This window comes from Phenylobacterium terrae, from assembly GCF_042681205.1.
Lineage (GTDB): Bacteria > Pseudomonadota > Alphaproteobacteria > Caulobacterales > Caulobacteraceae > Phenylobacterium > Phenylobacterium terrae.
This window is the reverse complement of record NZ_JBHUEY010000001.1, coordinates 42668-63812: the sequence shown is the minus strand read 5'-3', so window position 1 is coordinate 63812 and position 21145 is coordinate 42668. Positions and strand designations below refer to the sequence as shown.

General features: G+C 71.6%; 22 protein-coding genes and 1 pseudogene. 10 read left to right on the top strand and 13 right to left on the bottom strand.

What is annotated here, in order from left to right; all coding sequences use genetic code 11:
- Positions 1-54: 54 nt before the first annotated feature.
- Positions 55-522 carry an SRPBCC family protein gene (locus ACFSC0_RS00360; protein ID WP_377281335.1) on the bottom strand — a complete coding sequence of 156 codons (468 nt, stop codon included), beginning with the start codon at positions 520-522 and terminating at the stop codon, positions 55-57.
- Positions 519-848: an ArsR/SmtB family transcription factor gene (locus ACFSC0_RS00355; RefSeq protein ID WP_377281336.1), complete on the bottom strand. Its 330-nt coding sequence runs from the start codon at positions 846-848 to the stop codon at positions 519-521. Before ACFSC0_RS00355 ends, ACFSC0_RS00360 begins: the two co-directional genes overlap by 4 nt.
- 141 nt (positions 849-989) lie before the next feature.
- Between ACFSC0_RS00355 and ACFSC0_RS00350 the strand changes: the two genes are divergently transcribed.
- The gene (locus ACFSC0_RS00350; protein WP_377281337.1) at positions 990-2213 is read left to right on the top strand and encodes a hypothetical protein; all 1224 of its coding nucleotides are present in this window, start codon (positions 990-992) and stop codon (positions 2211-2213) included.
- A gap of 43 nt (positions 2214-2256) precedes the next feature.
- On the opposite strand, the gene ACFSC0_RS00345 is transcribed toward ACFSC0_RS00350, so the two are convergent.
- The 3 genes and pseudogenes from ACFSC0_RS00345 to ACFSC0_RS00335 all read right to left on the bottom strand — a co-directional run bounded on the left by ACFSC0_RS00345 (position 2257) and on the right by ACFSC0_RS00335 (position 3836).
- Positions 2257-2667 (bottom strand): hypothetical protein, encoded by a 411-nt coding sequence (locus ACFSC0_RS00345; protein WP_377281338.1) that lies wholly within the window; start codon positions 2665-2667, stop codon positions 2257-2259.
- Positions 2668-2715: 48 nt separating this feature from the next.
- Positions 2716-2937: pseudogene (locus tag ACFSC0_RS00340) on the bottom strand (GNAT family N-acetyltransferase); the annotation flags it as partial.
- A gap of 323 nt (positions 2938-3260) precedes the next feature.
- Positions 3261-3836: a hypothetical protein gene (locus ACFSC0_RS00335; RefSeq protein WP_377281339.1), complete on the bottom strand. Its 576-nt coding sequence runs from the start codon at positions 3834-3836 to the stop codon at positions 3261-3263.
- A 126-nt stretch (positions 3837-3962) separates the two neighbouring features.
- On the opposite strand from ACFSC0_RS00335, the gene ACFSC0_RS00330 reads away from it, so the two are divergent.
- Positions 3963-6599 carry a GAF domain-containing hybrid sensor histidine kinase/response regulator gene (locus ACFSC0_RS00330; RefSeq protein WP_377281340.1) on the top strand — a complete coding sequence of 879 codons (2637 nt, stop codon included), beginning with the start codon at positions 3963-3965 and terminating at the stop codon, positions 6597-6599.
- Positions 6600-6790: 191 nt separating this feature from the next.
- Positions 6791-8110, top strand: a complete 1320-nt coding sequence (locus tag ACFSC0_RS00325; RefSeq protein ID WP_377281341.1) for an MFS transporter — start codon at positions 6791-6793, stop codon at positions 8108-8110.
- Between the two features lie 33 nt (positions 8111-8143).
- On the opposite strand, the gene ACFSC0_RS00320 is transcribed toward ACFSC0_RS00325, so the two are convergent.
- From ACFSC0_RS00320 to ACFSC0_RS00310, 3 genes are all read right to left on the bottom strand, one after another.
- On the bottom strand, positions 8144-8356 hold the full coding sequence (locus ACFSC0_RS00320) for a hypothetical protein (protein ID WP_377281342.1): 213 nt from the start codon (positions 8354-8356) through the stop codon (positions 8144-8146).
- A gap of 91 nt (positions 8357-8447) precedes the next feature.
- Positions 8448-8648 carry a hypothetical protein gene (locus ACFSC0_RS00315; RefSeq protein ID WP_377281343.1) on the bottom strand — a complete coding sequence of 67 codons (201 nt, stop codon included), beginning with the start codon at positions 8646-8648 and terminating at the stop codon, positions 8448-8450.
- 39 nt (positions 8649-8687) lie between these two features.
- Positions 8688-9650, bottom strand: coding sequence for a GlxA family transcriptional regulator (locus tag ACFSC0_RS00310; RefSeq protein ID WP_377281344.1), 963 nt, complete (start codon positions 9648-9650; stop codon positions 8688-8690).
- Positions 9651-9737: 87 nt separating this feature from the next.
- Between ACFSC0_RS00310 and ACFSC0_RS00305 the strand changes: the two genes are divergently transcribed.
- From ACFSC0_RS00305 to ACFSC0_RS00285, 5 genes are all read left to right on the top strand, one after another.
- Entirely contained in the window at positions 9738-10886 is a 1149-nt protein-coding gene (locus tag ACFSC0_RS00305) for a DJ-1/PfpI family protein (RefSeq protein WP_377281345.1), read from the top strand.
- Positions 10887-11003: 117 nt separating this feature from the next.
- A complete protein-coding gene (locus ACFSC0_RS00300) occupies positions 11004-11870 on the top strand; it encodes a class I SAM-dependent methyltransferase (protein WP_377281346.1) in 867 nt (288 codons plus the stop codon).
- A gap of 142 nt (positions 11871-12012) precedes the next feature.
- Positions 12013-12369: a hypothetical protein gene (locus ACFSC0_RS00295; protein ID WP_377281347.1), complete on the top strand. Its 357-nt coding sequence runs from the start codon at positions 12013-12015 to the stop codon at positions 12367-12369.
- Between the two features lie 197 nt (positions 12370-12566).
- Positions 12567-13649 carry a methyl-accepting chemotaxis protein gene (locus tag ACFSC0_RS00290; protein ID WP_377281348.1) on the top strand — a complete coding sequence of 361 codons (1083 nt, stop codon included), beginning with the start codon at positions 12567-12569 and terminating at the stop codon, positions 13647-13649.
- 90 nt (positions 13650-13739) lie between these two features.
- Complete coding sequence (locus tag ACFSC0_RS00285) at positions 13740-14372, top strand: DUF6655 family protein (RefSeq protein ID WP_377281349.1); 633 nt, start codon at positions 13740-13742, stop codon at positions 14370-14372.
- A gap of 16 nt (positions 14373-14388) precedes the next feature.
- Here ACFSC0_RS00285 and ACFSC0_RS00280 read toward each other — a convergent pair whose 3' ends face one another.
- Positions 14389-15621 (bottom strand): TetR/AcrR family transcriptional regulator, encoded by a 1233-nt coding sequence (locus ACFSC0_RS00280; protein ID WP_377281350.1) that lies wholly within the window; start codon positions 15619-15621, stop codon positions 14389-14391.
- Positions 15622-15802: 181 nt separating this feature from the next.
- On the opposite strand from ACFSC0_RS00280, the gene ACFSC0_RS00275 reads away from it, so the two are divergent.
- Positions 15803-18409, top strand: coding sequence for a TonB-dependent receptor (locus tag ACFSC0_RS00275; RefSeq protein WP_377281351.1), 2607 nt, complete (start codon positions 15803-15805; stop codon positions 18407-18409).
- Positions 18410-18426: 17 nt separating this feature from the next.
- Positions 18427-19482 carry a tyrosine-protein phosphatase gene (locus tag ACFSC0_RS00270; RefSeq protein ID WP_377281352.1) on the top strand — a complete coding sequence of 352 codons (1056 nt, stop codon included), beginning with the start codon at positions 18427-18429 and terminating at the stop codon, positions 19480-19482.
- A 69-nt stretch (positions 19483-19551) separates the two neighbouring features.
- Here ACFSC0_RS00270 and ACFSC0_RS00265 read toward each other — a convergent pair whose 3' ends face one another.
- The 4 genes from ACFSC0_RS00265 to ACFSC0_RS00250 are packed head-to-tail and all read right to left on the bottom strand — an operon-like array spanning position 19552 to position 21117.
- On the bottom strand, positions 19552-19734 hold the full coding sequence (locus tag ACFSC0_RS00265) for a DUF3606 domain-containing protein (RefSeq protein ID WP_377281353.1): 183 nt from the start codon (positions 19732-19734) through the stop codon (positions 19552-19554).
- Positions 19734-19895: a hypothetical protein gene (locus ACFSC0_RS00260; protein WP_377281354.1), complete on the bottom strand. Its 162-nt coding sequence runs from the start codon at positions 19893-19895 to the stop codon at positions 19734-19736. The genes ACFSC0_RS00265 and ACFSC0_RS00260 overlap by 1 nt, the downstream gene beginning before the upstream one ends.
- A 44-nt stretch (positions 19896-19939) precedes the next feature.
- Positions 19940-20320 carry a DUF2200 domain-containing protein gene (locus ACFSC0_RS00255; RefSeq protein ID WP_377281355.1) on the bottom strand — a complete coding sequence of 127 codons (381 nt, stop codon included), beginning with the start codon at positions 20318-20320 and terminating at the stop codon, positions 19940-19942.
- A gap of 44 nt (positions 20321-20364) precedes the next feature.
- Positions 20365-21117 (bottom strand): exonuclease domain-containing protein, encoded by a 753-nt coding sequence (locus ACFSC0_RS00250; RefSeq protein WP_377281356.1) that lies wholly within the window; start codon positions 21115-21117, stop codon positions 20365-20367.
- Between the last annotated feature and the right edge of the window lie 28 nt (positions 21118-21145).

Sequence of the window (21145 nt, the reverse complement as noted above, 5' to 3'; positions counted from 1 at the left end):
CGTTCCTTGAAAGAGGTGTGGAGGGCGCGGCGGCCGATGTGGGCCGCCGCCGTCTCAGTGCTGGGTGGCGGCCAGGTCGCCGATGGTCTGCACGACGCCGCGCCAGCCGCCGCTCATCGCCTTGTAGGCGGAGTCGTTCTTCGGGGTGACGAAGCCGGAATGGACCAGCGTCAGCCGCGTGCCGCCGTCCGTGGGGGTTAGGGTCCAAGTGACCACGGTGTCCAGCTTGGAGCCGTAGCCGGTGTTGCCCTCGTCGCCCCCGCGCCAGGCGTAGGAGAGGCGCACGTTCGGCTCGACGTCCAGCACCTGGCAGTGGATCACCCCGTCCCAGGCGCCGGCCGGCGTGGTCTGGAAGGTGAAGCGGGTTCCGGGGGTCGGGGCGAAGCCCGCCATCGGCATCTTCAGCCAGCGGGCGACCAGCTCGCCGGTGGTCAGCACCCGCCAGATGGTCTCGGCCGAATGGGGGAAGACCTCCTCGACGACGATGTCGCGGGTCTGGGGTTTGAGGGCGGCGTCGCTCATGGGTCGATGTCCTTCAAAAGGTCGCGGAGGTCGGCGAACCGCTCGCGCCAGAATTCGCCGTAGTGGCTCATCCAGTCGACCAGCGGCGCAAGGCCCTCGGGCTGGGCGCGGTAGTAGACGCGCCGCCCCTCCGGACGCTCGGCCACCAGGCCGGCCAGCTTCAGGGTCTTCAGGTGCTGCGAGATGGCGCCCTGCGTCACCCCGCTGCCCCGGGTCAGCTCGACGACGGTGATCTCGCCGGCGTTGGCGACCCGCTCGAACACCGCCCGGCGGGTGGGGTCGGCGAGGGTGCGCATGACGGTGGTGAGAGCGGCGGCGTCGGTCATGCAGTAGGATTAGCGTGCGCTAATATATTAGTCAACGCTAATTTATCAACGCCCAGCTCCGCGGAGGATGACGTTCGCCGGACGCCGCCTTAGAGTTGCGTCGGCAGCCTGGGCTAAACCGGGCGCTCAGGGAGGCCGGCGATGTCGGTAGCGGAGCTGGAGGCGCGGGCGCGGGAGGGCGGCTGGCCCGAAGGGCTGCTGGCGCGGGCGGCGGCGGTGCACACGCCGACCTGGCTGATGGACATGTGGCTGGCCTCGCCGGCGCCCAAGGAGCTGCTGTTCGCCGATGTCGAGCGGCAGGTGGCGGTGTTCGAGAAGCTGGCCAACTCGACCCTGCGGGCCCGCGAGATCACCCCCCGCGACGAGGAGGCGTTCAGCCGGCTGTGGGCCACGGCGCCGGAGAAGATCGGCGACTGGGAGATCATCGTCGAGCGGGCGCCCAACGCGCTGGCCCAGTTCCAGCTGCACGAGGACCCCAGGGTCACCATCATCGAGGACCGCGGCGAGGTGGTGGCCTGCACGGCCTGGTCCTCGGCCAACCTGACGGTGGGCGGGGCGAAGATCTCCATCCACTACGCCATGGCCATGCGCGTCTCGGCGGCGCGAAGGCGCGAGGGGCTGGGGGACATCGTCCGCCGCTTCCCCAGCCGTTCGCTGGGCCGGCCGACCGTCGGCCAGGTGATGTTCATGCGGGTGGGCAACGACAACGTGGAGGGGTTCCTGAAGACGGTGGGCTTCCGCGCCGGCGCGACGCGCCCGCAGAAGGTGGTCTCCGTCACCCACTATGCGCCCGCGCCGCTGGCCTGGCCGCAGGGCGCGCGGGCCGCCCGCCCGGAGGACGCCGGCGCCTGCGCCGAGCTGATCAACCGCACGCACGCAGGGTTCGACCTGTTCCGCCCGCTGGGGGAGGAGAGCCTCGCCCTGCGCCTCGACGGCTGGACCTGGGGACCTCGGCCGGACTGGGCGCCGCGGGCCTACGGCTGGGGCGACTATTTCGTGCTCGAGCGCGAGGGGCGGATCGTGGCCTGCGCCGGGCTCTGGGACCGCGGGCGGGACCTGCGCGAGCTGTGGCGCAACACCGTCACCGGCGAGCAGCGGACGGTGAGCTGCACGGCTCTCTTGGACTTCGGCTGCGCCGCCGGCTGTGAAGCCGACCTCGCCGAGCTCATCCGCGGCCTGATCGGCCGCACCGCCGAGCTTGGCCGCACCAGCCTGACGGCCCACCTCGAGCCGCACGCCGCCCTGGCCGAGAGGCTGAGCGACCTGGAGCACCGCCCCGAGCCGCGGATCCTGGAGTGGTCGCCGTATATCCCGGAGCTGCCGGGCGAGCTCGGGGAGGTGTCCCTGGATCTGCGGTATTGGTGAGGGGCGCCCCTCGCCTGCAGCGGGGCGCGGCGACCTCAGCACTCTAGGGGCAAGTGCTCGTCTGGTGTCGTGAAATGACACTAAAGAGCGGTGGGAAATCCGTGAGAACGTCCAGGCAAAGGTCACCTGTGACGAACTCGTAGTGGCGGATGTCGGGGTGCGTCATCCTGAACGCTTCCGACTGCATGCGCCAGAAGTACCCGCCGACCAGTTCATAGGCCAGGTGGTCAGGGACGTGCCCCTCCCAGTCGATCTCCTCGCCCTCTGTGCTCAGCGGCATCTCATCGAGCACCCTGAAGGTTTCGAACCGAGGGAACTCGACCCTCAAAAGCAGGCGCTGGTCGTCGGGAACGAAGAAGTCGGCCGTAAACGACCGCGACGTGAGGTTCAACGCGGTCAAGCCGCTCTGACTGGAGCGGATGCCGACTGGCAGGTCGAGGGGTATGTAGCGCATGGCCTCACGTATGGAGAGATCACACCAGAAGCCCCGCAAGCGCTGCACTCATAGCCTGAGCCGCGCCATCGCCAGGCAATCGACGTACTGGCCGTCGCGCCAGGCCCTGGCGCGCAGGAGGCCTTCGCGTTCGAAGCCGAATCGCTCGTAGAGGGCGATCGCCCGCAGATTGTCGACGTACACCTCGAGCTCGAGACGGATCAGGTTCCACCACCTGTCGGCGACATCGACCATGGCGGCCATGAGCGCCGTGCCCACGCCGCGGCCGGCGTAATCGTCGTGCGGCGATGGAGATGGTCGCCGTGTGGTTCAACCTGGGCAGCCCGTTGCGGTCCAGGCCGAGGACGCCGACGACCTTCTCATCGACGGTGGCGGCCAGGCGAAGGGCGTTGTCAGGGGGATCGGCGAGGTTCTTCTGACGTTTCGCGAGCGAGACGAAGGGGCTCGCCATGGTGCCCCAGATGGCCCTGGGCTGGCTCATGATCTCGTGGACGTCGGGCGCGTCCGTCGGCTCGACCGCGCGAACCTCGACGTTCAGAGGCGAAGTCATGATCAGGCCCTCGCAGAATGCGGCAGCTGCTCGCCGCCACATGCTAAACCTGCGAGGCGCACACGCGGAAGGCGGCGGCGTTCAGGCGCGTCAGGGCCGAGCCGAGCAGGCGCTGCGAGTAGAGCCTGTGAAAGGGCGTGAGCGGGCGGACCAGGGGGCTCAGCCGAGGCGGGCCCTGCCGCGTCGGGACCGGCAGGACGGCCGAGCCGAAGTAGAGCCGGGTCGTGGGGCCGGCCGGCTCGACCATCAGCCAGGATCGCGTCGCGCCGCCGATGACCTCGCGCATCAGGATCTGGCTTGCGGTGCGCTCTTCCACCCGCCACGCGGAGAAGGTGTCGGCCTCGCCGCCGGCCAGGCGCTCGGCGCAGGCCTTCGAGCCGGCCTTGCCGAACAGCAGGCGCAGGGCGAGCAGCTCCGGCCCCAGCGCGCGGCTCGTGTAGAACGCCTGGATGAACGTCGGGAGGGAGACGGCGCCCGGCGCCTCGGCGACGAAGGCGTCGGTGTAGGCGCCCCCGTCCGGCTCGGCGTAACGGCCGAGGAGGGCGCCTGGCGGCAGCGGGCAGGGACGGACCGTCCGGCGGTGTCCCGGAAGTTCTTCCTGGTGGCTCCTCGCCGTCACGACACCCCTCCCGATGGGCGCATCCGCGCCCGCGGCGCGCGAACCAAACCTGCCCGCAAACGTTTGCCACGCCTGTGGTCTGAAGTCGCCGGAGACGGCCTGCGGGCCGCCGGAGCAGGGGGCGGGATGACGGAGACGGCGGAGCATCCGTCCGAGAGCGGACGCACGCGGATCGCCACGCCGCTGGCCGAACGGCTGGCCGGGGCGGACTGGAGCGGCACGAGCTGCGGGCCGCCGCAGGCCTGGCCCGAGGCGCTGCGGCATGCCGTCGGCCTGATGCAGCGGTCGGGCTTTCCGATGTTCGTCATCTGGGGGCCGGAGCGCACCTTCCTCTACAACGACGCCTACGCGCCGATCCTGGGGCAGCGCCACCCGCTGGCCTTCGCGCGGCCGTTCTTTTCGGTCTGGCCGGAGGTCGAGGCGGTGATCGCCCCGGTGGTCGAGGCGGCCCTTTCGGGCCAGGAGAGCTTCTTCGAGGACCTCGAGGTCACGCTGACCCGGTCCGGAAAGCCGGAGCCGGCCTGGTTCACCTTCTCCTACAGCCCGATCATCGACGAGCGCGGCGCCGTGCCCGGCGTGCTCTGCGTGTGCATGGAGACCACCGCCAACGTGCAGGCGCGCGAGACCGCCGTGCGCGAGCAGCAGCGGGCGGCCCAGCAGGCCCATGTGCTGGAGGTGCTGAACAGCACCGGTGCGGCGCTGGCCGCCGAACTCGACCTGGACCGCGTCGTGCAGATGGTCACCGACGCGGGCGTGGACATCACCGGCGCCCAGTTCGGCGCGTTCTTCTACAACGTGCATGACGAGGCGGGGGGCAGTTTCCTGCTCTACAGCCTGTCCGGCGCGCCCAAGGAGGCCTTCTCCAGGTTCCCGCACCCGCGGGCGACCGAGGTCTTCGCCCCGACCTTCAACGGCGAAGGGGTGATCCGCTCCGACGACATCACCGAAGACCCGCGCTATGGCCGCAACGCGCCGTACCTGGGCATGCCGGAAGGCCACCTGCCGGTGCGCAGCTATCTGGCCGTGCCCGTCGTCTCGCGCTCCGGCGAGGTGATCGGCGGTCTGTTCTTCGGCCACGCCGAGCGGGGCGTGTTCAGCGAGACGGTGGAGACCCTGGTGCAGGGCCTGGCCGGCCAGGCGGCCGTGGCCATCGACAACGCCCGGCTCTACCAGGCGGCGCAGTCGGAGATCGCGCGGCGGCGGTCCACCGAGGAGGCGCTGCGCGAGCTCAACGAGACGCTGGAGCTGAAGGTGGAGGAGCGGACGCGCGAGCGGGACCGCATCTTCCAGCTGTCCAGCGACCTCTTCGCCATCGCCGGCTTCGACGGGAAGCTGAAGGTGGTCAACCCGGCCTGGGAGCGGCTGCTCGGCTACAGCCGGCAGGAGCTGCTCTCGCGCCCGTTCATCGAGCTGATCCACCCCGACGACCATGGGAGCGCGGCCGAGATGGTCGCCGCCCTCCTGCGGGGCGAGCCCACGATCTCGTTCGAGGACCGGCTGGTGCGCGCCGACGGCACCACGGTCACCGTCTCCTGGACGGCGGTGCCGGAGGGCGAGGTCTTCTACGCCGTGGGCCGCGACGTCACCTTGGAGCGGGAGCGCGAGGAGCAGCTGCGCCAATCGCAGAAGATGGAGGCGGTGGGCCAGCTGACCGGCGGCATCGCCCACGACTTCAACAACCTGCTCACCGGCATCCTGGGCTCGCTGGAGCTGATGCAGTCGCGGATCCGGCAGGGCCGGACCGCCGACGTAGAGCGGTTCGCCACCGCGGCGACGACGGCGGCGAACCGGGCGGCGGCGCTGACCCACCGGCTGCTGGCCTTCTCGCGCCGCCAGCCGATCGATCCCAAGCCGGTCAACGCCAACCGGCTGGTCACCTCCATGGAGGACCTGCTGCGGCGGACCATCGGCGAGGCGATCTCGCTGGAGATCGTCACCGCCGCGGGCCTGTGGATGACGCGCTGCGACGCCAACCAGCTGGAGGGGGCGATCCTCAACCTGGCCATCAACGCGCGCGACGCCATGCCCGACGGCGGCCGGCTGACCATCGAGACCTGCAACGCCCACCTGGACAGCGCCTATGCGGCGCGCCAGCGCGAGGTGCGGCCCGGGCAGTACGTCTGCATCTGCGTGACCGACACCGGGACCGGCATGACCGCCGACGTGGTCAGCCGGGCCTTCGATCCCTTCTTCACCACCAAGCCGATCGGCCAGGGCACGGGGCTGGGGCTGTCGATGGTCTACGGCTTCGCCCGCCAGTCCGACGGCTACGCCAAGATCTACAGCGAGCCGGGTCAGGGAACGACGATCAAGCTCTACCTGCCGCGCTACCGCGGCGTCGCCGGCGAGGAGGAGACCCACGACCTGGACGTGGTGGAGGACCTGCGCACCCACGACGGCGAGGTGGTGCTGGTGGTGGAGGACGAGCAGTCGGTCCGCGATCTCGTCGTCGAGGTGCTGAGGGAGCTCGGATACAACGCCGTCCAGGCCGCCGACGGGCCCGAGGGGCTGAAGCTGGTGGAGGCCCTGCCCAGGCTCGACCTGCTGGTCACCGACGTGGGGCTGCCCGGGCTGAACGGGCGCCAGCTGGCGGACGCAGCCCGGCTGGCGCGCCCGGACCTCAAGGTGCTGTTCATGACCGGCTACGCCGAGAACGCCGCCGTCAGCCGCGGCTTCCTCGAGGAGGGGATGGCGCTGATCACCAAGCCCTTCCCCGTCCAGACCCTGGCCGCGCGCATCCGCGGGATGATCGAGCAGGGATAGGGGCGGGCTCATCTGGATGGATGGCCGGCATGACGCCGGCCATGACGGAGCGGCGGAGGAGCGGGACCAGGAGCTGGGGGTAAGTCGCCGGCCGGCCCTTGCGGAAAACGGCCCGGGCCCTAGGTCTACGGCGGCGGTGAGACCCCCCGTCGGCGGCGCGGCCCGAGGCTGCGCGTTGAGGCGCGCAGAGAATGAGTCCGTTCCACCATCTGCTGGCCAACAACCTCGTCGCCAACATCACCAACTACACGGTGTGGTTCGCGCTGACCTTCTGGGTCTATCTGGAGACCCGGTCGGTGTTCGCCACCGGGATGATCGCCGGCGTCTACCTGGTGCTGACCGCCGGCTTCGCCATCTGGTTCGGGTCCCTGGTGGACCATCACCGCAAGAAGCGGGTGATGCTGGGCTCCAGCCTCGTCTCCTTTGCGCTCTACGCGGCGTCGCTGGCGATCCTGATGGCGGCGCCGGAGGGGGCGATGGCGGACGTCTCGGGCGTCTTCCTGTGGCTGTTCATCGGGGTGGCCATGCTGGCGGTGATCGCCGGCAACATCCGCAGCATCGCCCTGCCGACGCTGGTGACCATCCTGGTGCCGGAGGAGCGGCGCGACCGGGCCAACGGGCTGGTGGGGATGGTGACCGGGATCGGCTTCCTGACCACCTCGGTGATCAGCGGCTTCCTGGTGGCCTGGGGCGGGATGACCGCGACGCTGGCCTTCGCCCTGGCCTTCACGGCGGTGGCCTTCGCGCACCTGGCGCCGGTGCGGGTGGACGAGCCGCGGGCCGAGAGCCATGGCGATGGCCCGCACCTGCCCCGGCGGATCGACATCGCCGGGACCATCGCCGTGGTGGCGGCGGTGCCGGGCCTCTTCGCGCTGATCCTGTTCGCCGCCTTCAACAACTTCCTGGGCGGCATCTTCATGGCGCTGATGGACGCCTACGGCCTGTCGCTGGTGGCGGTGCAGACCTGGGGGCTGCTCTGGGGCTTCATCTCCATCGCCTTCATCCTGAGCGGGATCATCATCGCCAGGACAGGCCTGGGGAAGAACCCGCTGCGCACCCTGATGATCGTCAACCTGATCGCCTGGGGCGTCTGCTGCGTGTTCACGATCCAGTCGTCCATCGTGCTGCTGACCGCCGGCTGCTTCATCTGGATGCTGCTGGGGCCCTATGCGGAGGCGGCCGAGCACACGACCCTGCAGAAGGTCGTGCCGCTGGAGCGCCAGGGCCGCGTGTTCGGCTTCGCCCAGGCGGTGGAGCAGGCGGCCTCGCCGCTGACCGCCTTCCTGATCGGGCCGATCGCCCAGTTCGTCTTCATCCCGTTCATGACCGACGGCGCAGGCGCCGAGGCTATCGGCGACTGGTTCGGCCGCGGGCCGGAGCGGGGCATCGCCCTGGTGTTCACGCTGGCCGGCGTGGTCGGGGTGATCGCCACGACCCTGGCGTTCAACTCGAAATACTACCGGCAACTGTCGCGGGCCTATGCCGGCGGCGCCGAGCCCGTCCCTGCCTAAGGGCCGGCGCCCCCGGCCGCCGGCCGCCCGGGCCTAGGACTGCGGGACGATCTGGACGGGCGGCAGCAACTCCCCGGATGAGTCCTGGACGTGCAGTTGCACCGGCAGGCCGGCGGACTTGCCGGCCAGGCGCTTGGCGGCGCGCACGGCGCTGCGGCGGCTGGTGTAGCGGCCGACGCGCAGGTTCTTGCCGACGATGGTCCAGGCTGCGCCCTGCTTCACCACGCCGTAGTGGACTTGGGTCATGCGCATCTCCTCTGGCTGCGGCCCCTGAAGACCCCGCCCACGTGGCGGGAAGGAGGCTGCCAGGGGTTAACTTGGAGGCCGTCCGGAGGCCTCACGGCAGGCCGGCGATGGTGGCGAGGGAGATGACGACGACGAGGATGCAGGCGAGCGCGTAGAGGAGCTGCAAGGCCTTCACGAGCCGCGGGGAGGGGCGTCGGGTCCTGAGGGCGCGGGCGAAGCGGCGCTGCAGGGCGGCGGTCTTGCGCGGCCGCTCTCGGAGGGTCGGGAAGGGGACGAGCCGGCCTTGCCGCATCGGAACCTCACATCAGGGGCAAGGCTCGCGGATGCGCGGTTAAGGCGTTCCTGGCAGGCGTGGTGAATGGGCCCGGGCGGCGCGCCGCAGGGCCTGGGGCGGCTGGCCGAAGGCGCGCAGGAAGGCCCGTCGCATCCGGCCGGGATCGCCGAAGCCGGCGCTCTCGGCGATCCGCTCCAGCGGGGCGTGGCTGGCCTCGACGGCGGCGCGGGCGACCTCCAGGCGCAGGCGCTCGACCGCCTTGGCCGGCGTGGTCCCGGTCTCGGCGACGAAGGCCCGGGCGAAGTTGCGCGGGCTCATGGCGGCGCGGTCGGCCAGTCGCTCGACGGTCAGCGGCTCGGACAGGCGCTCGCGCATCCAGGCGATCAGCGGCTCGAAGCGGCCGGTGCGGCCGCCCAGCTCCACCAGGGCCGAGAACTGCGACTGGCCGCCTGGGCGGCGGTGGTGGACGACCAGCTGCTGGGCGGTTCGGCGGGCCGCCTCGGCGCCCAGGTCGTCCTCGATCAGCGCCAGCGCCAGGTCGACGCCGGCGGAGATGCCGGCCGAGGTCCAGACATCGCCGTCGCGGATGAAGATCCGCTCGGCGTCCAGCTTCACCTTCGGATAGCGGCGGGAGAAGTCGTCGCCGCTGGCCCAGTGGGTGGTGGCGCGCCGGCCGTCCAGCAGCCCGGCCTCGGCGAGCAGGAAGGCGCCGGAGCAGACGCTGGCGACACGCCGGGCGGGCGTGCGCTGCAGCCAGCCGACGATCTCTCCCGCCGCCGGCAGCGACCGGTCGGCCTCGCCGCCGGAGACCACGATGGTGTCGAAGGGGCCGTCCGCGAGCGGCCGGGCGAGCAGGGTCAGGCCCGAGGAGCTGGCCACCTGGCCGCCGCCGGGCGCCAGCAGGGCCAGCTCGTAGCTCCCCGGCGCGAACCGCTCGGCGATCTCGAAGGCGGCCACCGGGCCGGCGGCGTCCATCAGCTGGAAGCCCGGGAAGATGACGACCGCGACCGCGCGAGGCATGGCAGGAAACGCCCGATATACGTCGTTTCGGACAGACTGGCCCTGAGTTACCCCGTTCTTCCGAAACTTGCAAAGCGGAGCGGCGAGATGCGGAAGCGGCTCGGAGTGTGGCTGGGACTTGGGGTGCTGGCGCTGTCGGCCGGCGGCGGCCTGGCCTGGTGCGCCTCGCTGCCGCCGGCGCCGGCGAGCGCTCAGCCGGCGGCGATCCCCGCCGAGGAGACGGCGGCGGCGCTGGCGGCCCTGAAGCCGCCGAAACGGGCCCGGCCGCTGGTCGCCATCGTCGGAGTCAACGACCACACCGAGGTCACCGACTACCTGATGCCGTACGGCATCCTGCGGCGGGCCGACGTGGCCGACGTGATGGCGCTGTCGACGGAAGCGGGGCCGGTGAACCTCTATCCCGCGCTGCGGGTCGAGGCGGACGCGACCATCGCCGAGTTCGAGGCCCGGCATCCGGACGGCGCCGACTATGTGATCGTCCCGGCGATGATGCCGGACGACGATCCCAAGGTGCTGGACTTCATCCGCAGCCAGGCGGCCAGGGGCGCGACCATCGTCGGGGTCTGCGTCGGCGCGACGGTGGTGGCCGAGACCGGGCTGCTGGACGGGCGGCGGGCGACGACCCACTGGTGGTCGCTGCGGCCGATGCTGAAGGCGCGGCCGGAGATCCGCTACGTCGCCGACCGGCGCTACGTCGTCGACCGCGGCGTGGCGACGACCACCGGCATCACCGCCTCCATGCCGATGACCCTGACGCTGATCGAGGCCATCGCCGGGCGGGCGAAGGCCGAGGAGGTCGCCCGCGAGCTCGGCGTGCCGGCGTGGGATGCACGGCACGACAGCGGCGCCTTCCGCTTCAACCGCCCCTTCGCCCTGACGGTGATCGGCAACCGGGCGGCGTTCTGGCGCCAGGAGACGCTGGGCATGGAGATCGCCCCTGGAGTGGACGAGGTGGCCCTGGCGCTGGCGGCCGACTCCTGGTCGCGCACCTTCCGCTCGCGCGCCGTGACCCTGGCCGAAGGGACGGGGCCGGTCGTCAGCCGCAGCGGCCTTCGCATCCTGCCGGACCGCGCCAGCGCCGGCTGGACCGGCGAGCGCCTGCCGCCGGCGATGTGGGGCCGCCGCCCGGCCGAGGCCCTGGACGCCACCCTGGAGGCCATCGCCGACCGCTACGGACCGCGCACGGCCGACGTGGTGGCGATGCAGCTGGAGTATCCCAAGCGCTGGACGGAGTAGCGGCGTAGCCTCGAAAGGTGACAGGTAGCCCTCCGGGCGACCCGTCACCGGCGGGCGTTGGTGACTGGTTGGCCGAAGGCCTACCTGTCACCCTGCGGTCGATCATTGGGGGCGTTCATGGCGGCCGAGCACTTCGATGCGCTGATCGCGGAGGCGGAGCGGCGGCCGCTCACCGGATGGAGCCTCGACTACGACGGACGCATCACGTCCGAACGCCCGTGGGACTTCAGCGAGCAGGCGGCCCGCGCCGCCGCGCGGTCCCCCGACCTGCTCGATATCGGCACCGGCGGCGGGGAGTGGCTGGCCGGCCTGGCGCACCGGCCCGCGCGCACCGTCGCGGTGGAGGGGTGGCCCCCGAACGTGGAGGTGGCGCGCCGCCAGCTGGAGCCGCTGGGCGTTCAGGTCTTCGCCGTCGAGCCGGCGGCGCCCAATGTGGAGCAGGCGGAGGGCGGCGCGGGCGGCGCGCTGCCGTTCGAGGCGGCGAGCTTCCACCTGATCACCGCCCGCCACGAGGCCTACCTCCCGCGCGAGGTGCGCCGGGTGCTGGCGCCGGGCGGCCGGTTCCTGTCGCAGCAGGTGGCCTCCGGCGCGTCGGACGATCTCTACCGGCTGTTCGGGCAAGAGCCGCCCGAGGACCCGGTCGCCTGGACCCTCGAATTCGCCGTCCGGCAGCTGGAGGACGCCGGCATGGCGGTGGACGAGGCCGAGGCGGGCGCCGAGGTCATGACCTTCGCCGACGTCGGCGCGCTGGCCTGGTACCTGAAGAACGTCCCGTTCGTTTACCCCGGGTTCTTGATCGCGGCGGCCCGCGACCGGCTGCGGGCGCTGCATGCGGCGGGGCCGATCCAGGTGCGCCAGCCGCTGTTCCGAATCGAGGCGCGGCGCCGACCCAACGTGGGCCCCCGCCTTCGCGGGAATGAGCGGGGTTCTAGGAAGGTGACAGGTAGCCCTGTGGGCAACCAGTCACCGGCCGCCCTTTGGTGACTGGTTGGCCGGAGGCCTACCTGTCACCCGCGCCCATTCCTGGCCCCAGGCCCGATTTCGGCCCAGCCGGCGCCCCGCGGGGGTCGCATTAAGGCTTACAGGTGGCGCCCGGCCGGGGGGCGAAGCCCGAAAGGACTATCCAATGCGTTCGTTCCTGCCCCTGCTGGCCGCCTTCGCCATGGCTGCGCCCGCCGCCGCCCTCGCCCAGACTGCGCCTGCCGCGGCCCCGTCCGACGCCGCCGCGCCGGCCGCCGCATCCGGTGGAGCGTCCGCTCAGGCCGAGGCCGAAGTCGCGGCCGGCCAGTCGGTGAAGGACAAGACCGGCGCGGTCATCGGCGAGGTCGCCGAGGTGAAGCCCGACGCCTCGGGCAAGGCCACGGCGACGATCAAGATGGGCGCCGAGACCTTCGCCGTCGACACCTCCGCCCTGGCGGTGCAGGACGGGGCGGCGGTGATCAACGCCACCCAGGCCGAAATCCAGGCGATGCTGAAGAAGTAGGCGGACGACGGCGGGTGCGCGGCCCTGCGCCGCCGCCCGCCGACACCGCAGCAATCCGGTCCCCGCGCCACCTGCCGAGCAAGTGTGCAGAAATGATCGCGTCTGCCTATATTATGAACACTTAAGGTTAAATCTTATCGTTACTTTTCCGTGTTTCGCTGGATCAAAATACAACCAGCAGATTCGGGGAGAGGGCGGTGGAGCAGCGCGAGAACGACCTGCGTCCCGAGCGGATACTGGAGCTCTCCAAGCGCCTGAGCGACGTCGCGGGCCTGCGGATCGGCGAGATCGCCGCGGTCAACCGCATGGCCAAGATGCTATCGGTCAACGCCATGATCGTGGCCGCGCGGGCGGGCGAGGCCGGCAAGGGCTTCGCCGTGGTGGCCCAGGAATTCAAGAAGATCTCCGACGACATCGACGCGGTCGCCGCCTCCATGGAGAGCGAGGTGGCCGCGGACCTCGCCGAACTGACCAGCGTCGGCGGCGGCATCCTGGAGCATCTGCGCGGGCAGCGGCTGACCGACCTGGCGCTCAACGCCATCGAGATCATCGACCGCAACCTCTATGAACGGACCTGCGACGTGCGCTGGTGGGCGACCGACCCGGCGGTGGTCGAGTGCCTGGCCGAGCCGTCGCCGGAGCGGGCGCGCTATGCCACCCGGCGGCTGGGGGTGATCCTGGACGCCTACACCGTCTACCTGGACCTGTGGATCTGCGACGCCGAGGGGCGGGTGGTGGCGAGCGGCCGGCCCGAGCGCTATCCGGGCGCGGCGCGCGCCTCGGCGGCGAACGCGCCCTGGTTCAGGCAGGCGATGCGCACCGCCTCGGGCATGGACTTCGCCGCCTGCGACATCATGGAGGAGCCGGCGCTGAACGGGGCGGCGGTGGCCACCTACGCCACCGCCATCCGGGCGGGCGGAGAGGCCCGGGGCGACATCCTGGGCGTGCTCGGCATCCACTTCGACTGGCGGCCCCAGGCCCAGGCGGTGGTCGACGGCGTGCGGCTGACCGAGGGCGAGCGGGCCCGCTCGCGGGTGCTGATCCTCGACGCCTCCCACCGGGTGCTGGCCGCCTCCGACGGCAAGGGGGTGCTGACCGAGAAGGTGGCGCTGGACGTCTCGGCCGGGCCGATGGGCTGCTACACCGAGAACGGCCGCACGGTGGGTTATGCGCTCACCCCCGGCTACGAGACCTACAAGGGGATGGGCTGGTACGGCTGCGTGCAGCAGATGGCCGAGGCGGCCGGCGCCGGCGAGGCGGAGGCCAGGCGGGCGGCCTAGCGTGGACGCCGCGGGCCTAATCTCTCCATCATCGCGCCAGGAGTAACCTTCGGGTAACCACGCGGGCCGTTCTTCCTGGCCGGACGACCCATGCGACATCTGACGAGAAACCTCCTCGCCGCGGCGGGGCCGCTGTGCCTCGGCCTGGCGGCCTGCGCGACCGCCACCGAGACCCACCCGAACCGCACGGCGACCGAGCAGCTGCTGGTCTCGCGGGCGGTGGAGCGGGCGGCGGCCGAATTCTCCATGGCCCTGCCGAGCAAGGCGCGGGTCTACCTCGACGCCTCGGCCTTCCGCGGCGAGGGCTCGGACTACGCCGCCAGCGCGGTGCGCGAGGCCCTGCTCGCCCAGGGCAACCCGATCGCCACGAGCCGGGCCGACGCCGACGTGGTCGTGGAGGTGCGGCTGGGGGCGCTGTCCATCGACAAGACCCAGCGGGTGGTCGGCATCCCGCGCCTGACGGTGCCGGTCTCCAGCAACTTCTCGACCGTGACCGTGCCCGAGCTGTCGGCCTATTCGCGCCGCGACCGCACGGGCGTGGCGGAGTTCTCGGCCTTCGCCTACGAGGCGGCGACCGGCCGGCCCATCGCCCTGGGCGCACGCTTCTCCGGCACCGCCAAGATCCGCAGCCACACCATGTTCATGGTCTTCTCCTGGGGCGACCTGGAGGTCCGGCCCGACGACGCCTCGGTCGAGGCCGACCAGTGGTGGAAGCTCTGGTGAGCGGCCCGCCTCAGCCCTAGCCGAACAACGCGTCGACGTCGGCCATCGCCCGGCGGGTCAGCCAGGCCCGGCGCTCGCGGGGATCGACGCCGTAGACGCCGCGGATGGCGCCCATCAGGACCGTGGAGAGGAGGTGGGCGTCGAGGCGGTCCGGCGGGTCGCCCCTCGGTCGCAGGCTCTGCAGCGTCGCCACCGAGCCTTCGCCCCGGCCGGCGCGCAGCTGCATGGCCACGTCGCGGATCGCCGGGTCGCGGCCGGCCGACATGATCAGTTCCTCAAGGGCGATGGGCTCCGGGCGCAGGCCGCCGTGGGCGTCGACGACGACCCCGGCCAGGCCGTCGGCCACGGCGGCGATGGAAAGCTCCGAGGGGCCGGCGCGGCCGGCGTCGGATCCTGCGGCGACAAGCCGGCTGTGCAGCCGACGGAAGGCCGCATGGACCAGGGCCGAACGGGTCGGGAAATGGTGGGTCACATTGGCCAGAGAGGCGCCGGCGGCGCGCGCCACCGCCCGGTGGGTGAGGCCTTCGACGCCCTGCGCCCCCACGATGCCGATGCCGGCGTCGAGCATCCGGATCGCCGCCTCGGACGCCGGAGCGGTCCAGGGTCCGATCGCAGCGGCGGCCTGCCGTTCGGCCAGGGCGCGCCAGCCGTCCCAGCCGGGCAGCCCGGCGCGTGCGCCCCGCAGGCGCGCCGCCAGCCGCTCGCAGCTCTGCAGCAGCCACGGCAGCTCGAGCCGCCAGTCCGCCCCGCGCCCGTGGGTGAGGGTGGCGCCGGCGGCGAAATCGGCGACCGGCCCTGCGAGCGCCGCCGGCAGGCCGCAGCGCTGGACGATCTCGCGCCAGAAGGCGTCGGCCTGGACCTGGTCCTCGCGGGCGAGGGCGGCGAGGCCGGGCGTGCGGGCCGCGAGCTGGCGGAACTCGCGCGAGACCAGCAGCAGGTCGCGGCGCGAGCACAGGTCCTGGACCAGGGACGCCGTCCAGGCGGCCAGGGTCTGCGCCGGCGCGGAGGGCGGCGCGGCGGCCAGGGCGGCGGCGCGCCAGCGCTGCGCCTCGGCGCCGGCGTGGCCGAAAGCCCGCGCCAGCAGGCCATCGCGGCCGCCGAAGTGGTAGTTGACGGACGAGGCGCTCACTCCGGCCCGGTCGCCGACGGCGCGGGCGCTGACGCCCGAGGGGCCGTCCTCGTGCAGCAGATCCAGTGCGGCCTGCAGCAGGCGTTCCTGGGCCTCGGCCGGGCCTGCGTCATCCTTCATCCCTGTCACCCTAGGCGGATCCCCCTACGGATGAGGCGGGCCGTACAATCGTTCGACGAACCTCCGATGACAAGCAGACAAGTTCGGCAGGCCAAGGGCGTTTCATGAATCTGTCTTGGATTTGTTGCGCCGTACACATGTTCGAACACTAGGAGCCCCCCGCAACAACGAGGGGGTTCACATGATCCGGTTTGACGTTCGCTCCGCCCGCCGGGCGCTGCTGATGGGGGCGGCGGGCGCGGCCCTGGCGGCCGGCGCGGCCCAGGCCCAGGAGGGCGATGTCGAGGAGATCGTCGTCACCGGCGTCATCGTCGGCAGCCAGAGCGCGGCCCTGCTGCAGCAGCGCGAGGCCGACAACCTGGTGAACATCGTGGCGGCCGACACCATCGGCCAGTTCCCCGACCAGAACTCGGCCGCGGCGCTGGCGCGGATCCCGGCCGTGGCGGTCCAGCGCGACCAGGGTCAGGAGCGGTACCTGCAGGTGCGCGGCGCACCCAACCGCTGGACCAGCGTCTCCATCGACGGCATCACCGCGATCGGCGTGGACGAGGCCGGCGGCCAGCGCGCCTTCCGTTTCGACGCCGTGCCGGCGGTGATCCTCAGCGCGCTGGAGGTCAACAAGTCGCTCACCCCCGACCTCTCCGCCGAAGCGGTGGTGGCCCGGGTGAACCTCAAGACCTTCTCGCCCTTCGAGCGCCGCGGCTTCAACGCGACGGTCGAGGCGGGCCTGGGCGAGATGGACCTGGGCGGCGGAAAGCAGGAGCAGTACTCGGCGCGGCTGTCCTGGTCCGGCGAGCGGTTCGGCATCGTCGCGGCCGCCTCGCACTATCTGCGCGAGCAGACCACCGACAACCGCGAGTTCGACTACGACGCGGCCGGCCTGCCGACCGCCTTCGACGTGCGCAACTACCTGGTGACGCGGGAGAACAACGCCGCGCTGCTGGGGGTGGAGTTCCGGCCCGCCGACGGCCACAGCCTGTTCGCCAAGAGCCTCTACACCGAGTTCAACGACGACGAGCAGCGCAACCAGTACGTCTTCCAGATCGGCTCTGCGGCCTCGGGCGTGCGCGGCGCCACCGCCGGCGACCTGGTGGGCGTGCCGGTGCGCGGCAGCTTCAACTACGGCGAATACCGCAACTGGAACCTGATCCACACGATCGGCGGCGACCACGAGGTGGGCGGCTGGGATGCGAGCTGGCGCATCAACCGCACCGAGACGGAGAACACCACCGACCTGCCGCTGGTGCTGCAGCAGTACAGCTCCTCCTCGGTCGCCCTGCGCCCCTCGCTCAGCTACGACCTGTCCGACCCCAACTTCCCGCGGATCAGCCTCTACCGGACCGCGCCGGGCGCTACGGCCGGCAGCTTCGTGCGCGGCGCGCCGCTGACGGCCGTGGACCAGTCGGGCTTCAACCAGAACCTCGTCCTGCCGCTGACCTCGGCCGTCTCGTCGGAAAGCTGGACCTGGAAGGCCGACGCCTCGCGGTTCTCGGTCATCGCCGACCGGGAGGTCGAGCTCGGCTTCGGCGTCCAATACGACGACCGGCGGATCGACGGGGCGGTGCTCTCCGGCGTCGCACCGCCGGTGGCGATCTTCGCCCTGTTCCCGGCGGTGGGGCTGAGCTTCCGGCCCGGCGACTATGTGACCTCCGAGCCGTGGAACAGCGGCTTCCCGCGGGGCTTCGACGTCAACTACGTCGACAACGAGCGGATGACCGCCGACGTGCGCGCGGGCCTGGCGGCCCTGCAGGCCCGCGGCCTCTACGATCCGGCCCTGAACACCGCGCCGTCCGACGTCTATTCGATCGAGGAGAAGGTGCTGGCCGGCTACGGCATGGCCAAGTTCGAGGTCGGCCCGGCGCAGGTCGTGGCCGGCCTGCGGGTCGAGCGGCTGGACCAGACCATCGCCGGCTTCGTGACCGCGGGGACGACCGTCACGCCGCTGACGGTGGAGAACGACGACGTCGAGTTCTTCCCGAGCGTGAACGTCAAGTTCGACCTCACCGACGACCTGGTGCTGCGGCTGGCGGGGCAGCGGGCCATCTCGCGGCCCTCGTTCGGCACGGTGCGGACCGGCGCCTCGGTGAGCGATCTCGACGGCGTGGTCTCGGGCGGCAACCCGATGCTGGAGCCGGAGCTGACCTGGGGCGCCGACGCCTCGCTGGAGCGCTACCTGCCCGGCGCGGGCCTGGCCTCCATCGGGGCCTTCTACCGCCACGTGGACAATGTGCTGTTCAACACCACCGCGGTGGTCGGCGACGACCGCTATGACTCGGCTGGGATCGACCGCAGCGGCTACCGCTACAACTCCACCCTGAACGGCGACTCCGGCAAGCTGTACGGGCTCGAGCTGGCCTATGTGCAGCAGTTCGTCTTCCTGCCGGCGCCGTTCGACGGGTTCGGGGTGCAGGGCAACCTGGCCTTCCTCGACGGCGAGTTCACCACGCCGGACGGGCGCAAGGCGCCGTTCCCCGGCACCTCCAACACCATCGTCAACGCCTCGGTCTACTACGAGAAGCACGGCCTCTCGGCGCGGCTGAGCTACCAGTGGCGGGACGACTGGGTCGATACCCTGAGCCTGGTCGGCTACGGCGACCAGTACCGCAAGGCCTACGAGAGCCTGGACCTGTCGCTCCGCTACGCGGTGAACGACCGCGTCTCGGTGTTCTTCGACGCCAACAACCTCACCGACGAGACCTTCGTCGCCTTCGAAGGCGACGAGCGCCATCCGACCGAGGTCGAGCAGATCGGCCGCCGCTGGATGGCCGGCCTGCGCCTCTCCTTCTGAACCAGGGACGACAGATCATGCGAACGACACACCTGCTGGCCGGCGCCGTCGCCGCCTGCTTCTTCGCCACCGGGGCCGGCGCGGCCGTCTCGGACGCCGCCGTCGAGCGCTCGGGCGGCCAGCTGCAAGTGACCTGGACGGCCGCGGCCGGCGAGCCGGTGGACGTCTTCGTCGCCGACCGCCCGGACGCGCCGGTCTCGGCGATGACGCTGGTCTCAGACGACGACAAGGACGGGCGCCACGCGCTGGCGGCGCCCGAGCAGCGGCGCCTGTTCGTGCTGCTGCGCGGGCCGGACGGCGCCGACGTGCGGGTCGCCGAGCGGCTTGTGCCGCTGGAGGCGGTGCAGAACTTCCGCGACGTGGGCGGCTATCGCACCGCCGACGGCAGGCGCGTGCGCTGGGGCCTAATCTACCGCTCGGCCGAGCTTGCCGGGCTCAGCCCCTCCCACGCCGAGGTGGTCCAGGCGTTGGGCATCCGCAACGTCCACGACCTGCGCTCCAACTCGGAGCGCGAGAGCGCGCCCACCAACTGGCCCGGCGAGGCCAAGCCGGCGATCCACGCCGCCGACTACAAGATGGATTTCAGCGGCTTCGCGCAAGCCTTCGCCGGCGGCATCGACGAGGCCGAAGCCCGGGAGACCTTCAAGGCCTTCTACCCCCAGGTGCTGGAGAGCCACCGCGAACAGTTCCGGGACCTGTTCCAGTCTCTGCTGAAGGCCGAGGGCCCGGTGCTCTACCACTGCTCGGCGGGCAAGGACCGGACGGGCGTCGCCACCGCCCTGGTGCTCACCGCGCTCGGCGTGCCGCGCGAGACGGTGATCGCCGACTACGAGCTGTCGAACCGCTACTACCGGATGGACCTCAGCCGCGCGGCCGACGCGTCGCCGGAGTTCAGGATGTTCGCCAGCCTGCAGCCGGAGGTGGTCAAGGTGTTCCAGGGGGTCGAGGGCGAATACCTCGAAGCGGTGTTCGCCGAGATCGACCGCCGCGGCGGCATGGCCGCCTATCTGGAGAAGGAGCTGGGCGTCGGCCCGGCCGAGGTCGCCAGGCTGAAGGCGGCCTACCTGGAGTAGGAGAGGGGCGGCCCGGCGGGCTTCGGCGCGGCGGGCCGTTCTCCCTGCAGTCGCGCGGGCCGCGAGGCCTCAGCGGCGCTTGCCGAGCTCGGCGGCGATGTCCTTGGTCAGGCGGCCGACCTTGCGGTGGGCGGCGGTGATCTGCTCGCGCGTCACGCCCCAGCGCTTCATCCAGTATTCGACGGCCTTGCGCTCGGAGAGGTCCAGCCGCTCCTTGTCGATGAAGCCGCGCTTGTCCTTCAGGCCCGCCACTAGCGCTTCAGCCAGGGCTTGGAGGCGCCGGTCGGCATGCCCGCCTGCTCGCGCTTGACCTTGGCCCCCGGGGCCTTGGGCCGGGCCTCCTGCGCCGCCTTCTTCAGGCGCAGCGCCCGCTGCATGGGCGACTCGTCGGGGGCGTCGGGGCGGTCGGTCATGAGAGGGGGTGTAGCATAGGTGAGGGCGCGGCGGGGCGGATTTGCTATCGCGCCCCCTCGGCGGCGGGCGCCGGCTGGCGGCGGAGGATCTTCTCCATCGTCTTGCCCTTGGCGAGTTCGTCGATGAGCTTGTCGAGGTAGCGGATCTCCCGCATCAGCGGATCGGCGATCTCTTCCACGCGCACGCCGCAGATCACGCCCTTGATCTCGGCGCGGGCCGGGTTCAGCTCGGGGGCCTGGGCGAAGAAGGTCTCGAAATCCGTCTTGCTCGCCAGATGCGCCTCGAGCTGCGCCTGGCTGAAGCCGGTCAGCCAGCGGATGATCTCGTCGACCTCGGCCTTGGTCCGCCCCTTCTTCTCCGCCTTGGCGACGTAGTGCGGATACACGCTGGCGAAGCTGGTGGTGTAGATGCGGTGCTTGGTCATCTGATCCGCTCCCGTTCCAGGCGTCCTGGCGATGTTAGCATCAATCACAGGAGTTTGGGCTGGGTGGGCGGCGCACTTCGGCCCGGGCCCAGCTCGTCCCGGCGGCACAGTTCGCACTCGGCGCTGAAGCGGACGTCGGCGTCGCGGTCCCTCGCCAAGGTTCGGAGCGTTTCGGTCGGCAGCTCCGGCCAGGACGCGCCGCGATGCGGACCGCTGGGCACACGCGGCAGGAGCCCGGGCTCGCGGCTCCAGGCGACGAGCTGCTCGAGGGACGTCTCGTTCAGCATGTCGCGCAGGTGATGGGCGGTGACGTAGGCGTCCGGCAGGGCGCGGTGGGCGGGCAGGCCGGTTTCGTGGACAAGGCCCTCGGGCATGCGCTGGTAGCGCAGCATCTGGTTGGAGAAGCTCGGCAGCTGCGGCCACAGCCTGAGCGCGCACTTCCAGGTGCAGATCCAGTCGACCTCGCCGGTCAGCGTCGGCCGGCAATACCGCTGCTCGAACGCCGCCCGGTGCGCGGCGAGGGCCAGGACCCCGCCGGGCGGGCGCAGGACCTCGGGCGCGACGAGCTTCCAGTAGGGCGCGGCGGCGACGTCGGCGTCACGGATATGGTGGATGGCCATCGTCTCGGGCGAGATGGGCCGGCCGGGATTGACGAAGAGGGCGCCCCGTTCGTCGCTGAGCCGCCAGGCGCCGTCCGGGCCCTGCTCGAGGTCCTGCCAGCCGATCTCGCAGACGTCGTAGGGGCCGGCCCCGGCGGTCTCCAGGTCGATGACGCGGACGCGGGCGGGCGGGGTCACGAGGCGCAGGTCTCCGGTGCCCACTGGA

What these genes read in the sequence shown, in the direction of transcription:
- ACFSC0_RS00305 (WP_377281345.1), top strand. Translation starts at nt 9,738, where the DNA reads ATGCGGAAGCGGCTCGGAGTGTGGCTGGGACTTGGGGTGCTGGCGCTG.
- ACFSC0_RS00360 (WP_377281335.1), bottom strand. Translation starts at nt 522, where the DNA reads ATGAGCGACGCCGCCCTCAAACCCCAGACCCGCGACATCGTCGTCGAG.
- ACFSC0_RS00315 (WP_377281343.1), bottom strand. Translation starts at nt 8,648, where the DNA reads ATGCGGCAAGGCCGGCTCGTCCCCTTCCCGACCCTCCGAGAGCGGCCG.
- ACFSC0_RS00260 (WP_377281354.1), bottom strand. Translation starts at nt 19,895, where the DNA reads ATGACCGACCGCCCCGACGCCCCCGACGAGTCGCCCATGCAGCGGGCG.
- ACFSC0_RS00320 (WP_377281342.1), bottom strand. Translation starts at nt 8,356, where the DNA reads ATGACCCAAGTCCACTACGGCGTGGTGAAGCAGGGCGCAGCCTGGACC.
- ACFSC0_RS00330 (WP_377281340.1), top strand. Translation starts at nt 3,963, where the DNA reads ATGACGGAGACGGCGGAGCATCCGTCCGAGAGCGGACGCACGCGGATC.
- ACFSC0_RS00255 (WP_377281355.1), bottom strand. Translation starts at nt 20,320, where the DNA reads ATGACCAAGCACCGCATCTACACCACCAGCTTCGCCAGCGTGTATCCG.
- ACFSC0_RS00295 (WP_377281347.1), top strand. Translation starts at nt 12,013, where the DNA reads ATGCGTTCGTTCCTGCCCCTGCTGGCCGCCTTCGCCATGGCTGCGCCC.
- ACFSC0_RS00285 (WP_377281349.1), top strand. Translation starts at nt 13,740, where the DNA reads ATGCGACATCTGACGAGAAACCTCCTCGCCGCGGCGGGGCCGCTGTGC.
- ACFSC0_RS00270 (WP_377281352.1), top strand. Translation starts at nt 18,427, where the DNA reads ATGCGAACGACACACCTGCTGGCCGGCGCCGTCGCCGCCTGCTTCTTC.
- ACFSC0_RS00325 (WP_377281341.1), top strand. Translation starts at nt 6,791, where the DNA reads ATGAGTCCGTTCCACCATCTGCTGGCCAACAACCTCGTCGCCAACATC.
- ACFSC0_RS00275 (WP_377281351.1), top strand. Translation starts at nt 15,803, where the DNA reads ATGATCCGGTTTGACGTTCGCTCCGCCCGCCGGGCGCTGCTGATGGGG.
- ACFSC0_RS00280 (WP_377281350.1), bottom strand. Translation starts at nt 15,621, where the DNA reads ATGAAGGATGACGCAGGCCCGGCCGAGGCCCAGGAACGCCTGCTGCAG.
- ACFSC0_RS00310 (WP_377281344.1), bottom strand. Translation starts at nt 9,650, where the DNA reads ATGCCTCGCGCGGTCGCGGTCGTCATCTTCCCGGGCTTCCAGCTGATG.
- ACFSC0_RS00300 (WP_377281346.1), top strand. Translation starts at nt 11,004, where the DNA reads ATGGCGGCCGAGCACTTCGATGCGCTGATCGCGGAGGCGGAGCGGCGG.
- ACFSC0_RS00345 (WP_377281338.1), bottom strand. Translation starts at nt 2,667, where the DNA reads ATGCGCTACATACCCCTCGACCTGCCAGTCGGCATCCGCTCCAGTCAG.
- ACFSC0_RS00355 (WP_377281336.1), bottom strand. Translation starts at nt 848, where the DNA reads ATGACCGACGCCGCCGCTCTCACCACCGTCATGCGCACCCTCGCCGAC.
- ACFSC0_RS00350 (WP_377281337.1), top strand. Translation starts at nt 990, where the DNA reads ATGTCGGTAGCGGAGCTGGAGGCGCGGGCGCGGGAGGGCGGCTGGCCC.